Source organism: Flavobacterium aestivum, assembly GCF_026870175.2.
GTDB classification, from domain to species: Bacteria; Bacteroidota; Bacteroidia; order Flavobacteriales; family Flavobacteriaceae; genus Flavobacterium; species Flavobacterium aestivum.
Window position 1 is genome coordinate 1,161,718 of sequence record NZ_CP113977.2, and the last position, 14,215, is coordinate 1,175,932.

The following is a 14,215-nucleotide window of genomic DNA, read 5'->3' on the forward strand; positions in this document are numbered from 1 at the left end:
TTCAGGTGGTCTTAATTATAAAGTTTAAAAAACTATTCTTCTATACTTAATGCTTTTCTTCTATCTCTTAACCAATATTTGGTCCTTTTTACCAGATAGAACATTACCGGTACCATAATCAGGGTTAGGACGGTGGCATAGGTTAATCCGAAGATGATTGTCCATGCTAATGGTCCCCAGAAAATCACGTTGTCTCCTCCCATGAAAATGTGCGGATTCAAGTCGGTTATCAAAGAGAAGAAGTCAAAATTCAGTCCAATAGCCAGTGGGATTAATCCTAATACTGCGGTAAGTGCTGTCAATAATACAGGGCGTAACCTTGATTTACCTGATTCGATGATTACTTCTTTGATTTCGTCCAGAGTTAAATCGTCATGGCTTTGTACCTGTTTTTCGGCTACTTTTTTGTCTAATAACAATACAAAGAAGTCCATTAATACGATTCCGTTTTTCACCACAATACCCGCGAGTGAAATGATTCCCATCATGGTCATCAGGATCACAAAATCCATGTTGGCAATTACGTAACCATAAAACACCCCACTGAAACTTAAGAGAACAGTAAACAGGATTACGATAGTCTTGGAAACCGAATTAAACTGCAGCACGATGATGATGGTAATTCCTGCCATAGCCAAAAACAATGCATAGAACAAGAAGCTTTGGTTTTTACCTTGCTCTTCCTGTACTCCTGAGAAGGAATAGGTAACTGTTTTCGGTAATTGATAGCCTTTTAAATCTGCTGCAATTTGTTTGGTAATTTCATCTCCATTATAACCTGTCAAGACGTTGGAATAAACCGTCATGATACGTTTTTGGTTTTTCCTTTTGATTTGGTTGTAGGTAGTCGTTTTTTCTGTTTCGGAAACGGCAGAAATTGGCACTTGCATCATTTGCCCGTTATTCTGGTTTCTGAACGTTAAGGACTGGTTAAACAATATGTTTTCGTTTTTACGTTGATCATCCTGCATACGCATAGTGATGTTGTAATCGTCATCACCTTCTTTGTAAGTTGAGATTTCCTGTCCGTATACGGAACGACGTAAGTTGAATCCTAATTGTCCTGTAGAAACTCCTAAACTTCCTGCACTTACACGATCTACTTTTACCTCTAGTTCCGGACTTTCCTTGTTGACATCTACGCTCAATCGTTCGATTCCAGGAATGTTTTTAGAATTGATAAAAGTGATCATCTTGTCTGCTTCTTTCAGCATTTCCTCATAGTCAATTCCTGTCAGCTGAATACTGATTGGGTAACCGGCTGGTGGTCCATTGGCGTCTTTTTCGACTGTTACGGTAGCTCCAGCGATTCCTTTTACTTTGCCTCTGATTTCTTCGAGAATGTCAGAGGTGTTAATGCCTCTTCTGAATTTAAATTCAGAGAAATTCACTGTTACTTTCCCTTTGAAAGGTGTTTCCGAAGCCGATCCGGCATCCACGTTTGGATTTCCAGCTCCTACACCTACTTGCGAAACGATGGATTCGGCCAAGTAGTTTTTCTTGGTTTTTGGATCAACATATTTGTTCAAAACGTCTATAACCTGTTTCTCTACAAATAGAGTCGCCTTATTGGTTTTTTCAATATCGGTTCCTTGTGGATATTCTATATAGGCAATTACCTGATTCGGGATATTGTCCGGGAAGAACAGTACTTTTCTAGGGAATATTCCCAAAAGCACGAAAGAGAAAATTAACATTCCGATAATTCCGAGAAGGGCAATCCAAGCATTTCTTTTGGTCAAGATTTTTGCCAAAAAGGTTTTGTATTTTTCTTCCATTCTTGGAAAAAAGCTGTGTTGAAAATCTTGTGTCCATTGGTAGATCTTCAGTTTGTACAGCCACATCAGTACAAAAGATATTATTGCCAAATGCCCTATGGCTCTTGCTAATTTTGAATCATAGATATTTCCAAGCAACACAAAGATTACGGCAATTATGGTAAAAATTATAGAATATATTTTTGCTGATTTTTTGCTTACGTTTTTGTCCTCAATATCCATAGAACCTCCTGTCATGGCCGCATTGACAACCATAGCAACAAATAAGGAAGCTGAAAGAGTTACAGTCAAAGTCATTGGGAAATATTTCATGAATTTACCCATCGTACCCGGCCATAAGGCAAAAGGTAAGAATGCCATCAAAGTTGTTGCGGTTGATGAGATTACTGGCCAAGCGATTTCGCCAATACCTATTTTTGAGGCTTCTATTCTTGGCATTCCTTTTTTCATATTGGCAAAAACGTTGTCTACTACCACAATACCGTCGTCTACCAACATCCCCAGTCCCATAACCAATCCGAAAAGTACCATCGTATTCAACGTCAAGCCAAAAGCAGAAAGAATACTAAACGCCATTAGCATAGATAACGGAATTGCTGCTCCCACAAACAATGAGTTTCGTAATCCCATAGTAAACATCAACACAATCATTACCAGTACAATACCAAATATAATATGATTGGATAATTCGTCTACTTGATGCTCAACACGTGAAGATTGATCGTTTGTTAATTCAATTTTTAGGTTGGATGGCAAATACGATGCTTTGGCTTCTTCTATTTTTTCTTTTACCTGTTCAATGGCCGAAATCATGTTTTGATTGGAACGTTTCTTTACGTTTAACATCACAACTTCGGTTCCTTTCTCACGGGCATAAGTGGTTTTTTCTTTTTCTTTGAATTTAACAACTGCAATGTCTTTCAGGTAAACAGTTCCCCCATTGTGTTTTACGATGATGTTTTCCAGTTCTTTCGGGTCTTTGATTTCACCTACGATTCTAATATTGTTTCTGGAACCTTGTGAGATTAAATTTCCTCCAGAAAGAGTCATGTTTTCGTATTTGACCGCATTTTGAATATCGTCAAAAGAGACTTGAGCTGCCGTCATTTTAAAAATGTCTACAGCAATTTCTACTTCTTTATCATCTACACCCAAGATGTCTACTTTTTTTACCTCAGGAATTTCTTCAATATCGTCTTGAAGTAATTCTCCATACTTTTTAAGTTGTTGAGTGGTGTAGTTTCCTTGAAGATTGATATTTAAGATTGGCACTTCTTCTGAAATGTTCAATTCAAATACACTTGGTTCTACTTTACTTCCATTGTCAAGATTAGGCCAATCTGTATCTGCTTTTACGATATCTACTTTGTCTTTAATTTTGGTTTTGGCGTCCAAGATGGTTACCTTATCTTCAAACTCGACAATGATCATTCCATAATCTTGAAAAGAGCTAGACGTAATTTTATCTACGCCACTGATATTCTTGATTTCTTTTTCAAGAGGTTTGATAATTAATTTCTCTACATCCTCAGCTGAGTTTCCTGGGAAAACAGATGAAATGTAAACCTTGTTTTCTATAATTTCCGGAAAATCCTCTCGTGGCATCGTAATATAGGCAATGAGTCCCGTGATTACAATCAGTAAAGTCAGGATATAGACTGTCACGCGATTTTCGACAGCCCAGCTTGATATTCCGAATTCTTTATTTTGATGGCCCATTTAATTTAAGATTTTAGATTAACGATTTTTGATTTTAGATTTGTATTGTGTAATTAACTAAGAAGTCAGACATAAGATTTTAGATTTTACCGATGTAGAAATCTGCATTCGAAAATCGTTAATCTGCATTCAAAAATCATTTTAAAAGTTTAGTTTCATCCCGTCTGAAATAGTATTCATCCCTTCAGTAACTATTATGGCATCTGCATCTAAGCCGCTTAAAATCTCGGTTACATTATCTGATGATTGACCGGTTTTTACAATTACTTTTTTGGCAATACCAGTTTTTCCATTAGAGTTGGCTACAGTATATACAAAACTATTTTTCTTAGAATCTTGTTGAATCACATTGGTTGGGACAACTACAGCATTTTTGCTTACGTAGTCAATTACTTTTAGTTTAGCCACTTGGTTAGGACGTAATAAATTTTCTGGATTTGGAACACTAACCTCGATTCCGAAACTTCTGTTGTTTGGATTGATGAAATTACCTATTTGACGCACTTTACCTTTGTAGGTTTTGCCCAATGAAGTTAAGTATACATCTACTTCAGTTCCAATTTTTAGTTTTCCGATATAGGTTTCTGGGATAGAAGTAGAAACGTACATATTCCCTAGATTCACAATTCGCATTAATCCCTTTGGACTTGCAGCAACAACCTCTCCTTTTTCTACAAAAACTTCATCAATAGTTCCTGAGAAAGGTGCTTTGATTACTGTTTTTGCGATTTGGGCTTTGATTTGTGCCACTGCTTTTTGTGCCGAAATCATTTGGGTTTGAGATTGGAGATATTGTATTTCTGATCCGATTTTTTGGCTCCATAGGTTTTTCTGACGCTCAAAAGTAGTTTTGGCAAGTGCATATTGATTTTCGGCACTAGCTAATTGCTGGCTCATACCTCCATCATCTGTACGGCCTAGAACTTGTCCTTTGCTTACACTTTGACCCGCTTTTACATTCAATTCTACTAAATTTCCAGGAAATTCAGGTTGTATCAATACATTTTCATTAGTATTGATGTTTCCTTGTATCTCAAGATAGTGATTGAATGTGGTGTCTTTTAGTTTTACGGCACTAACCAATGCCACAACTTCCTTATTTACGTCTAAGGTTGCCAATGCTTCGTCGATTTGAGAAAGTTGTAATTGTAATTCCGCTTTTTTTGCGGTTATCGCTTTTACATCTTTGGATGCAATTATAGCGTCGATTGATTGATTTTTTTCGGATGAATTACATGCGATCAATACAATGGAAAGGGTGGTTAGGATTAGTATCTTTTTCATATAGGTAAAAATTAATTTATATGTTATCGCCTTTTTATTTATTTGTGCTTGCTCGGCAACTTGTTGTCAATGACGATTTCATAAGTTTATATTTAATGGTAGTCGTTATTTAGTGATGATTTTTTCTAGACTCGCTTTTTTGTTAATGATGTTAACCATAGTCTGTAAGTATTTTTGTTGGGCACTATACAATTGACGTTGTGCATCATTGAAATCAAAACTTGTTGAGAGTCCTTCTGTGAATTTAATTTGTTGTTTTTTCTCAATTCTTTCCGCCAGATTCAAATTGCTTTTTGCCGTTTCGTAATCAGCAATACTGTATTCGTATTCGCTTTTTGCAGTAGCATATTGCAATTTCAATTTTTGTTCGGTTTCGTTTAACAACGTTTTTGCTTGGTCTAAAGCAATTTTTGCCTGCTGTGTTCTGGAACTTCTGGCCAAACTGCTAAATATGGGAACATTTAGACTTACCCCAATATTCGAATAATTGAACCAGTTTTGGTGTTCCGTAAAAAATTGAAATTCATCCTTAAAGGCTGTGTACCCAAAATTGAAATTTGCTGACAGTGATGGTAATGCTTTACTTCTTTGAAGTTTGTATTCTAATGTTCTTTGCTCTTCAAAATTGGTTGCTATTTGATAGTTGATATTACTGTTCACATCAAACTCTGTTTTTGAAATGGATAGATCCATATTTTGAATGGTCAGAGCATCTAATTTGTCGGTTAATGTGATTTGATCATTAATGTCGATACCTAAATTTATTTTTAGCATTTTATAGGTGATATCCAATAAACGCTTGTTGTAGTTTAAGGTACTTTCTAATGAGGCCAATGTGATTTCCAGTTGTTCTACACTTTCTTCTTCGATTAAACCATTTTTGTAAATAGCTTTGGTGTCGTTTAGTGTTTTTTGTAAGGAAGCAATATTTTTTTCTAGAATATCTATGTTTTCATTGGCCAATAAAACATTGCCGTATGAGTTGATAACCATTTCCTTGATTTCTATATCCGTTCTTTTTTTGGCGTTTTGATAATAGGCTAAATAGGTTTTTGAAGCCTGAAGGGCAACTATGTATGAACCGTCAAAAATAAGTTGGCTTATAGTGGAGCGAGCAACCATATTGTATTTGGTTCCAAAGGCCACTTCTATGTATTCTCCAGGATTTCCTCCAGCAAATTCTGCTGGTACTACCGATTTTTGTAAAACGAAATTGTCGGTAAAATCTACACCAGCATTAATCTGCGGCAATCCCATTGCGGTAGTTTCCCATTTTTTTTCTTTAGCAGATTCGATATCACGACCAGAATTGATAGCCGAGTAATTGTTTTCGAGCGCATGGTCTATGGCTTGCTGTAATGAAAAAGAGTAACTCTTATTCGAATCTTGAGCATTAATGCTCAAGGTCAAAAGGGTAAGGGTTAGTATGAATGTATTCCTCATTATATATTGGTTTTAAGTAATTGTTTCTCAAGTTCGGCTATCCCTTCTGGTGTAGCCATTGCTCTGGTGTGGTATTCCAAAGCTTGTAATTCTAGTTTTGTTGATTCTCTTTCAGAAATTGTATTTTCCTTGATGCTAAAAATTAAAGAGTAATAAAATTTGACGTAGATATCGATATCAAGGTCTTTCCGGTATAAATTCTGATCGATTCCTTTTACTATGTTTTGTTTAAAGCACATACTACATTCATCTACTTCTCGATTCATTACCTTATCATATATTTCAGGATAATGTTTTTTTAATTGGTATAATGGTGAGGTATCGGTAGCTTGAAACATTTCTTTGAATTTTTTTCGAATTTCAAAATTCTCTTCAATCGCGTTGTAATCTTTGGCGACAATGGTGTTTATAACTTCATGAACAGTTCTATGAACCAACTCGGTGCTTTCTTCAATTAGGACTTCTTTATTGCAGAAGTATTTGTAAATTGTTTTTTTTGAAATACACATTTCCCCCGCAATATCATCCATAGTAACGCTTTTAAAACCTAGTTTTAAAAACAAATCACTTGCTTTGGATACGATTTTATCTTTCATTTTGTGTTGTAAATTATTGTTAATTAATTGTATTGTTGTAAAAGTAATAAGGAAACTGAAAACTCTGAAATCTTTTCCATTGTTTTTAGGTAAATTCTAAATTAAGAAAAAACTGAGCATTGGCTCTTCTTACATTTTTTTACGATTCCTACTTTTTGTAATATTTTTATAGTGCAAATATAATAAGGAAACGTTAAAAACAAAACGGGTTTCCTGTGTATTTTTTTAGATTGTGTTTAAAATTAAGTAATTAGCTTTTTTTAAGTAATAAATTATACTTAATCGTAAAAAAAGAGCTCCCAAAATATTTGAAAGCTCTTTTTTGTTATTTTTTGCTTTTTTAGAAAGCTATCAAATTCTGTTGTATTCTAAAATAATTCTTTTTTTTACTCTGGAAAAAGTTTTTTAGAATCTTGAGTAGTTTTGATTGTTTAATGATATTCACTTTTTTGGGAAACTTTGAGGAGCGGGTGATCCTTGCATAAGATAGTGTGAGAGGTGCGTTCTGTTAGTTTCTGATGGAGTAGTGTATTTGAATACTCATTGATGTTTTTTATCCCTCTGCCATACTTGCTTTTCCATATAAACTTTCTCCAGCTTTTTGCGAATCAAGAATTGTATTTCTGCTATTTGACCGCATCTTTTCCTCATAGTCTGCAATTGCAGACAATAAATCCATTTCTCCCAAATTTACTTTCGATAAATTTTCTGTGAGTATTGATGCATCGTATAATGCTGAATTTGCACCGGCACCACCCGCAGGACTCATTGCGTGTATAGCATCTCCCAAGGCGGTTATTTTAGTACTAACCCAAGATTCTTTTGGGAATGATGTTTTTACTGCAGTAATGGTAAGTGTTGATCGGTCTACTAGCTGAAATAATGATTTAAGTGAAGTGTGCCAAGAATGGGTCATCTCTTGAACAAGTGAGAAAATTTTATCTTGTCCCATTTGCAAGCTTTCATCTTTACTTAATCCCAATCGTTCTCTATTGCCTATAAAGGCCCAATAAATATAATCATTCATATGGCTTAATTCTGCATTGACTTTAGATTGGTTTGCTATGTTTAAAAGAGAATCTTTGAATTGCATAGTATCAACAATTAGGGAAATTTCTTTGTCAAAAATGACCGAAGTGCGACTTTGTAGTATTTCTGCAATTTGTTTTTTTGCTTCGAAGCTGTAAAATGTCTTGCCATATACATTTACGTTTCCAGTGTCAGTAAGGTTGTTTTGAGGAAATCGTAAGGCACATAATTTTGAATTAATTCCATCTGCAGCTACGACAATGTCTGCTTCATAACAAGTGCCATCATTAAAACGAAGCATTGTTTTTCCATTAGATAACTCTTCATAATTTATAAATTCTTTATTAAAATGAATTTGTTTATCAAGACCGGCTAACAATACTTCTCGCATTGTAATTCTATTTGCCCTTAAATCGGGAATCTCTTCTATTTCGGCATATTCTAACCAAGAATTTATATGTTCATTTGTGAATGATTCTAGTTGAGTGTTTAAAGTGTTAACCGTAATATAAGGTATAGCACAACTATCTTTAAACAATTGGTAGTGATCTTCTGAAAGGCAAACAGAAAGTGCTTTCTGTCCCATTTCATCGATTCTGATGCGGAAGCCTTGCGGTCTACTATTAGGAGATATATCTTTCTCAAAGACTTGAAAAGCGATATTGTTTTTCTTAAGTCCTTGTGCTAAACAAAGACCTCCTATACCTGCCCCGATAATGGCAACTTGGATTTGACGCTGTTTTTTTATTTTTCTGTTCATTGTAAATGTTTTATGATGTTGCAAATCTCCATCATAAAACAACATTGAATATTATCCAAATCACAGGAATGATTGGACTATATGCGGGATTGTTTTCTAAATTCTAAGGCTGACATTCCAACAAGATTACTAAAAAGGCGTGAAAAGTATGTAGCATCTTCATAGCCTAGTGCATATGCAATTTCTTTTACGGTGTCATTAGTATAATAAAGCGCTCGTTTGGCTTCAATAATAATTTGTTGCTGGATCCAATAACTTACTGGAAATCCTGTTACTTGTTTTGAAGATTCATTAAGATAGGAAGACGATATGTGAAGTAGTTTAGCATAATCTGATGGACTTTTTATGGTCACATAAGATTTCAAAAGCAATTTTTTAAACTCGCGAACTATTGCCAAAGGACGAGATGTTAGTATGTTTTTTTCTTCTATATCATGGTAACCCGATGCAAATATGCCGACACATGAATCTACTAATCCTTTAATAATAGTTTGGGAGAAAAAAACATTGTTTTTATTTTCGATTAAATCATTTAGTAGCTCAAAATTTCTACTGAGAATTGACGATATTTCTTTTTCTAAAGACAAAGCTTTATTTTGTAAAATAAGCTCTTCAAAAAAAGGCAAATAAAATTCATTTATAAATGCACCATCTAAAGAAATCGACCAAGCATAAGAATCAATAGCCGAAACGCCATAATGTACCTGGCCTGGTAAAATACACAGGATATCCATCGCTTTCAAATCAATCGTAATAAAGTCGACGATAACACTACTTGTCCCTTTTTCTTGAAAGTATAGCAAATAATGATCGTCTCGATGTGGCTTTTTTTGATGAATTTTTGTCGAGTCAACATTAACAAAGCGTTTTACTTCGATTGCGATTTTGCTGTCTTTGTGAATAGAATGTATCGGTATTTTTTCTTGTATCATTTCACTTTTCAGCAGTTGTTTTACAACTTACCCATAGTTAGTTTATATAGGAAACAATCTTTTGCTTACCAACTCATTTTGTTTTTACATTGCTTTGTTAGCCTATTGCATTTCAAATATACCCATTCTATTCCTACAAAAAAACAAGAAACCACCAAAAATCAGATTTCCGGTGGTTTCTTTATCAAAATTAGATTTAGATATTAGATCCTGCTAGTTGGGGCAATTATTTCATTAAGATACTAATTAGGTTTAATGAAAAATTTTACCAAACTTTGTACGTTTGTCCAGTTTGTGCACCTAATATGCTTTTTTTGTAAGCACTAGCTACAGCCTCCATGCCGACTGGTATTGTGCCAAGAAAAAACGGAAAATACTCTGGCGAATCTGCAACTACTGTAGGAGATACCGAATTAATGCGAACAGCATTTTTTAATTCAATAGCGGCACCTCTGACAAAGCCATCAATTGCCGCATTAATACTACTTAGTGAAGCCGTTTGTAATACAGGGTCATGAGATAGACTACCCGATGTTAAGGTAAATGAACCTGAAGGGTTAATGTAATGTTGACCGATAAGCACTAGGTTTACTTGCCCCATCAATTTACTATCAACCGTTTTGCGAAAATCGGAGTCTGTCATTGTTTGTAAGCTTCCTATATGGCCAGTACCGGCAACGCTTATCAAAGCGTCGAAAGAGCCAATGCTTTCGAACATTTTTTTAATCGAATCTACATTGCCAATATCAACTTTAAGATCTCCGCTTTTTGAGCCTACTTTAATAAGTTCATGTTCTGTATTGAGCATGTCTACTACATGTTTACCTATAGTGCCAGTAGCACCAATAATAATAATTTTCATTTTTTAAAATTTAATTGTTTGTCAAAACTATGGCAATACTTTACATTTGTCAAGTAGTTACCTTTTTGTCTAGTATTGACAATTTTGTCTAAATTTTATTGAATACGCCATGGAGGAAGAAAAAAAAATAAAAAAATATTATCAGGCAACAGATTGCCCTATTACTGTTACGGTAGATATTATAGGAGGTAAATGGAAACCTGTAATTATCTGGTTGCTGCTGAAAGAAAAAACATTGAGATTTGGAGAAATTACCAAATTAATTCCAGGGATCGCTCTAAAAGTTTTATCACGTTCTTTAAAAGAACTGGAATCAGACGGGATATTAATTCGTAAAGCTTATCCAGAGGTTCCGCCTAGAGTTGAGTATTCATTATCTGCAAAAGGAGAATCGCTTAAGCAAATAATAGATTTACTATCCATTTGGAGTATAGAAAATGTAGTAGTTGAACAACAAGTTTAATTAGGCTTGGTTTGCATAATAGGATAAAAGCCTCCTGACTTTTCCCGAAAGCCTCATTGTTAATCAATAAACAACAATAACTCATCTCTTGTAGTTTGAGTTAAAAACACTCAATAAAAAAGGGCTTTCAAACAATGTTGAAAGCCCTTTTTTAGTATTACTATAAACTATTTAAACCGTATGCTTCGGATTAAATCCATCTTCGCTTAATTCTTTGTGATCATAATCAGCAACCATTTCAGCTTCATAATCCACTTTTTCTCCTTTTGAGAATTTATGAATTATTTTTTCCATGATTTCATAAATTACTGGTACAATGATTAAGGTCAAGAATAATGAACTGATCAATCCTCCAATGATTACCCATGCTAAACCATTTTTCCATTCAGCTCCAGCTCCAGACGCTAATGCGATTGGGAACATACCAAATACCATCGCAATTGTGGTCATCAAGATTGGACGAAGACGTGCATGATTGGCTTGGATTAATGCCGTTCTGATAGATTCACCGGCCGCTCTTCGCTGGTTGGTATAGTCGACAAGCATGATCGCGTTTTTACAAACCAAACCTATCAACATGATTATTCCTAAAATGGTAAATATATTCAAAGTGTTGTTTGTTAATGCCAATGCTAATAATGCCCCAATAAACGAAAGTGGTATAGCAAATAATACTACAAACGGGTGAGCAAAACTGTCATATAATCCCACCATTACAAGGTAAACCAAGATAATTGCAGCTAATAAAGCAATTCCTAATGTTCCAAAACCTTCGGATTGGTTTTCTTGGTCTCCACCCCAGATATAGTTAACACCTACTGGTTTTTTTAATTGCTCTAATTTTGCTTTCCACTGGTTTACGATTGTTCCTGCCGGTACTCCTACGTTTTGACCTTTTACAGTTACAGAGGCAGTCTTATCTCTACGCTCTAATTGGCTTGGACCAGAACCTTCTTTTACAGTTGCAAATTGTGATAATTTAATTTGTTCGCCTCTGTCGTTTATGAAAATTAAGTTACTCACATCGGTAATACTTTTTCTGTCAAAAGCATTGTATTTGATATTGATGTCGTATTCATATTCTCCAGCTCTAAAACGACCATCAGTGTTTCCGCTGTAAGCAGTTTGCATGGTCATACCCACTGTTTGTAAGCTCAAACCAAGAGAGGCCATCTTGTCTCTATCTACCTGAACATTGATTTCAGGGTTTCCGTCTTCTACAGATAATTTAATTTCTGTTGCCCCCGGAATGGTGCGCAATTGAGCTTCTGCTTGTTTAGCAAATGCCATGGCACTTTCTAAATTTGATCCGGTTACAATTAATCCCAAAGTAGCATCCTGCGCAGTTCCAAGAATACCAACCGGAACGGTTTTTACTTTGGCTCCAACTAATACTTTCTCGAGCTTACGTTTTATTTTTGCAGCATATACAGAGGCGTCGTCAGTACGGTCTTTTTGTTCAATCATTTGTACATCAATCTCCGCTTTGTAAGCAGTCGCTTGAGATGATCCTAATCCTTCACTGGTTTGACCAACGGTAGTAATTAGACTTTTTACATATTTCTCTGTTTTCAAAAAGGCTTCTGCTTTTTGAGTCATAAAGTTACTTTCTTCTAATGAAGCGTCTTTTGGTAATTCTATTTGTACCAAGAATTCTCCACTATCCGATGCAGCAAAAAACTCCCCACCAATAAACCCAGCCGGGATAAGCGCTATCGAACTAAAAAATATAAATAGAACAACGGCCAAGGTCGTTTTGTAATGATCAAGACACCAAGTTAGCAATCCAGAAACCCAGTCGATAAAACGAGTTAAATAGTTCTCGAATCCAAGTATAATTCTTTCGAAGAAATTTTTACCCTCGATATGTTCCAATTTTCCAAAACGAGAAGATAACCATGGAATGATGGTAAACGAAGCCAACAATGAAAATAATGTTGAAATAATTACAGTAACACAGAATTGGGTGATAATATTAGATACCAATCCAGAACTCATAGCAATTGGCAAAAACACTACCACAATTACCAATGTGATTGAGGTTACGGTTCCTCCAATTTCGGCTGTACCGTCATAGGCAGCACGGATTCGGCTTTTACCCATCTCCATATGTCGATAAATGTTTTCCAATACCACAATCGCGTCATCGACAAGGATACCAACTACAAGAGAAAGTCCCAATAAACTCATTAAATTCAGGGTATAACCCAATAAGTAAATTCCAATAAAAGTAGAAATCAACGATGCTGGTATAGATACCATTACAATCAAGGAGTTTCTAATACTATGAAGGAAGAACAACATTACAAATGCCACCAAAAATACTGCAATCAATAAGTCATGTACTACTGAGTCTGCTGCTTCAAGTGTGAAAATGGTACTGTCTTTGGCAACATTTAGTTTTAACTCATTGGTTTTATAATCCGTTTCTAATTTGCTGATTGTTTTTAATAATTGTTCACTTACCGCAACAGCATTCGCATCAGATTGTTTGATGATTTGTAAAATGATAGCACTTTTTTGATCGATACGAGATATTTTTTCGGCTATTTTTTGGGCATCTTGCACATCGGCAATATCGCCTAAACGAATTTGAATTCCGTTTTTAGAAGAAACGATTAAGTTCTTTAATTCGCCAACATTCTTATATTTTCCAGCTAATCTGATTAATATTTTTTGATCACGAGTCTGTATGTTACCTGTTGGGAAGTCAAGATTTGATGCTAATATAGTTTGTTGCACTTGCGGAATAGAAAGTCCGTATCCTTGCATTTTTACGGCATCAAGATTTACCTGAATTTCACGTTCTTGTCCTCCAATGATATTTACTTGTGCCACACCGGTAACACGCGAAAGTACTGGAGCTATTTTTTTGTCTATTAAGTCATAGAATTGGGCTTCATCCATTTTTCCATTGGCACCAATAGTCATAATTGGTAAATCGCTCAAAGAGAACTTAGTTAGCGAAGGTGTTTTGGCATCATCAGGCAAATCACTGATGATGGCGTTTATTTTACGTTGGGCATCATTCAGGGAAATGTCTACTTTGGCATTAGAAGTCAAAGTAATGGAAACTGTAGAAAGACTCTCGTATGATTTAGAGTCTATTTTTTTGATATTCTCTAATGAAGCAATCGCATCCTCAATTTTTTTGGTTACGGTGTTTTCTACTTCACTTGGTGATGCACCGGGATAAACGGTAGCAATGGTAATTACATTTTGTTCAAATTTTGGGATCAATTCGTAGCCCAGCTGGCTGTAACTGAAAATCCCACCAAGAATTAGAATTGCGAATAGCACAATTACTAATGAGGGACGTTTTATGGATATTTCGGCTAATTTCATAGAT

Annotated in this window: 9 protein-coding genes; 1 reads left to right on the top strand and 8 read right to left on the bottom strand. The window is 35.1% G+C overall.

What is annotated here, in order from left to right; genetic code table 11:
* Positions 1-32 precede the first annotated feature (32 nt).
* The 7 genes from OZP08_RS05150 to OZP08_RS05180 all read right to left on the bottom strand — a co-directional run bounded on the left by OZP08_RS05150 (position 33) and on the right by OZP08_RS05180 (position 10,349).
* Entirely contained in the window at positions 33-3,497 is a 3,465-nt protein-coding gene (locus OZP08_RS05150) for an efflux RND transporter permease subunit (protein WP_281323146.1), read from the bottom strand.
* A 141-nt stretch (positions 3,498-3,638) separates the two neighbouring features.
* Positions 3,639-4,781 (bottom strand): efflux RND transporter periplasmic adaptor subunit, encoded by a 1,143-nt coding sequence (locus OZP08_RS05155; RefSeq protein ID WP_268848612.1) that lies wholly within the window; start codon positions 4,779-4,781, stop codon positions 3,639-3,641.
* Between the two features lie 105 nt (positions 4,782-4,886).
* Complete coding sequence (locus OZP08_RS05160) at positions 4,887-6,224, bottom strand: TolC family protein (RefSeq protein WP_281323147.1); 1,338 nt, start codon at positions 6,222-6,224, stop codon at positions 4,887-4,889.
* Positions 6,224-6,820: a TetR/AcrR family transcriptional regulator gene (locus tag OZP08_RS05165; protein ID WP_281323148.1), complete on the bottom strand. Its 597-nt coding sequence runs from the start codon at positions 6,818-6,820 to the stop codon at positions 6,224-6,226. Before OZP08_RS05165 ends, OZP08_RS05160 begins: the two co-directional genes overlap by 1 nt.
* Before the next feature lie 553 nt (positions 6,821-7,373).
* Positions 7,374-8,609 (bottom strand): FAD-dependent oxidoreductase, encoded by a 1,236-nt coding sequence (locus OZP08_RS05170; protein ID WP_268848613.1) that lies wholly within the window; start codon positions 8,607-8,609, stop codon positions 7,374-7,376.
* A 77-nt stretch (positions 8,610-8,686) separates the two neighbouring features.
* On the bottom strand, positions 8,687-9,541 hold the full coding sequence (locus OZP08_RS05175) for an AraC family transcriptional regulator (protein WP_268848614.1): 855 nt from the start codon (positions 9,539-9,541) through the stop codon (positions 8,687-8,689).
* Positions 9,542-9,806: 265 nt separating this feature from the next.
* Complete coding sequence (locus OZP08_RS05180; RefSeq protein WP_281323149.1) at positions 9,807-10,349, bottom strand: short chain dehydrogenase; 543 nt, start codon at positions 10,347-10,349, stop codon at positions 9,807-9,809.
* A 163-nt stretch (positions 10,350-10,512) separates the two neighbouring features.
* Between OZP08_RS05180 and OZP08_RS05185 the strand changes: the two genes are divergently transcribed.
* Positions 10,513-10,866: a winged helix-turn-helix transcriptional regulator gene (locus tag OZP08_RS05185; RefSeq protein WP_281323150.1), complete on the top strand. Its 354-nt coding sequence runs from the start codon at positions 10,513-10,515 to the stop codon at positions 10,864-10,866.
* A gap of 171 nt (positions 10,867-11,037) precedes the next feature.
* Here the strand turns inward: OZP08_RS05185 and OZP08_RS05190 are convergent, their stop codons facing one another.
* Positions 11,038-14,211: an efflux RND transporter permease subunit gene (locus OZP08_RS05190; RefSeq protein ID WP_281323151.1), complete on the bottom strand. Its 3,174-nt coding sequence runs from the start codon at positions 14,209-14,211 to the stop codon at positions 11,038-11,040.
* Positions 14,212-14,215 lie beyond the last annotated feature (4 nt).

Bases quoted from the DNA above. Each gene is read 5' to 3' on its own strand.
- OZP08_RS05150 (WP_281323146.1), bottom strand. From the start codon at position 3,497: ATGGGCCATCAAAATAAAGAATTCGGAATATCAAGCTGGGCTGTCGAA.
- OZP08_RS05155 (WP_268848612.1), bottom strand. From the start codon at position 4,781: ATGAAAAAGATACTAATCCTAACCACCCTTTCCATTGTATTGATCGCA.
- OZP08_RS05160 (WP_281323147.1), bottom strand. From the start codon at position 6,224: ATGAGGAATACATTCATACTAACCCTTACCCTTTTGACCTTGAGCATT.
- OZP08_RS05165 (WP_281323148.1), bottom strand. From the start codon at position 6,820: ATGAAAGATAAAATCGTATCCAAAGCAAGTGATTTGTTTTTAAAACTA.
- OZP08_RS05170 (WP_268848613.1), bottom strand. From the start codon at position 8,609: ATGAACAGAAAAATAAAAAAACAGCGTCAAATCCAAGTTGCCATTATC.
- OZP08_RS05175 (WP_268848614.1), bottom strand. From the start codon at position 9,541: ATGATACAAGAAAAAATACCGATACATTCTATTCACAAAGACAGCAAA.
- OZP08_RS05180 (WP_281323149.1), bottom strand. From the start codon at position 10,349: ATGCTCAATACAGAACATGAACTTATTAAAGTAGGCTCAAAAAGCGGA.
- OZP08_RS05185 (WP_281323150.1), top strand. From the start codon at position 10,513: ATGGAGGAAGAAAAAAAAATAAAAAAATATTATCAGGCAACAGATTGC.
- OZP08_RS05190 (WP_281323151.1), bottom strand. From the start codon at position 14,211: ATGAAATTAGCCGAAATATCCATAAAACGTCCCTCATTAGTAATTGTG.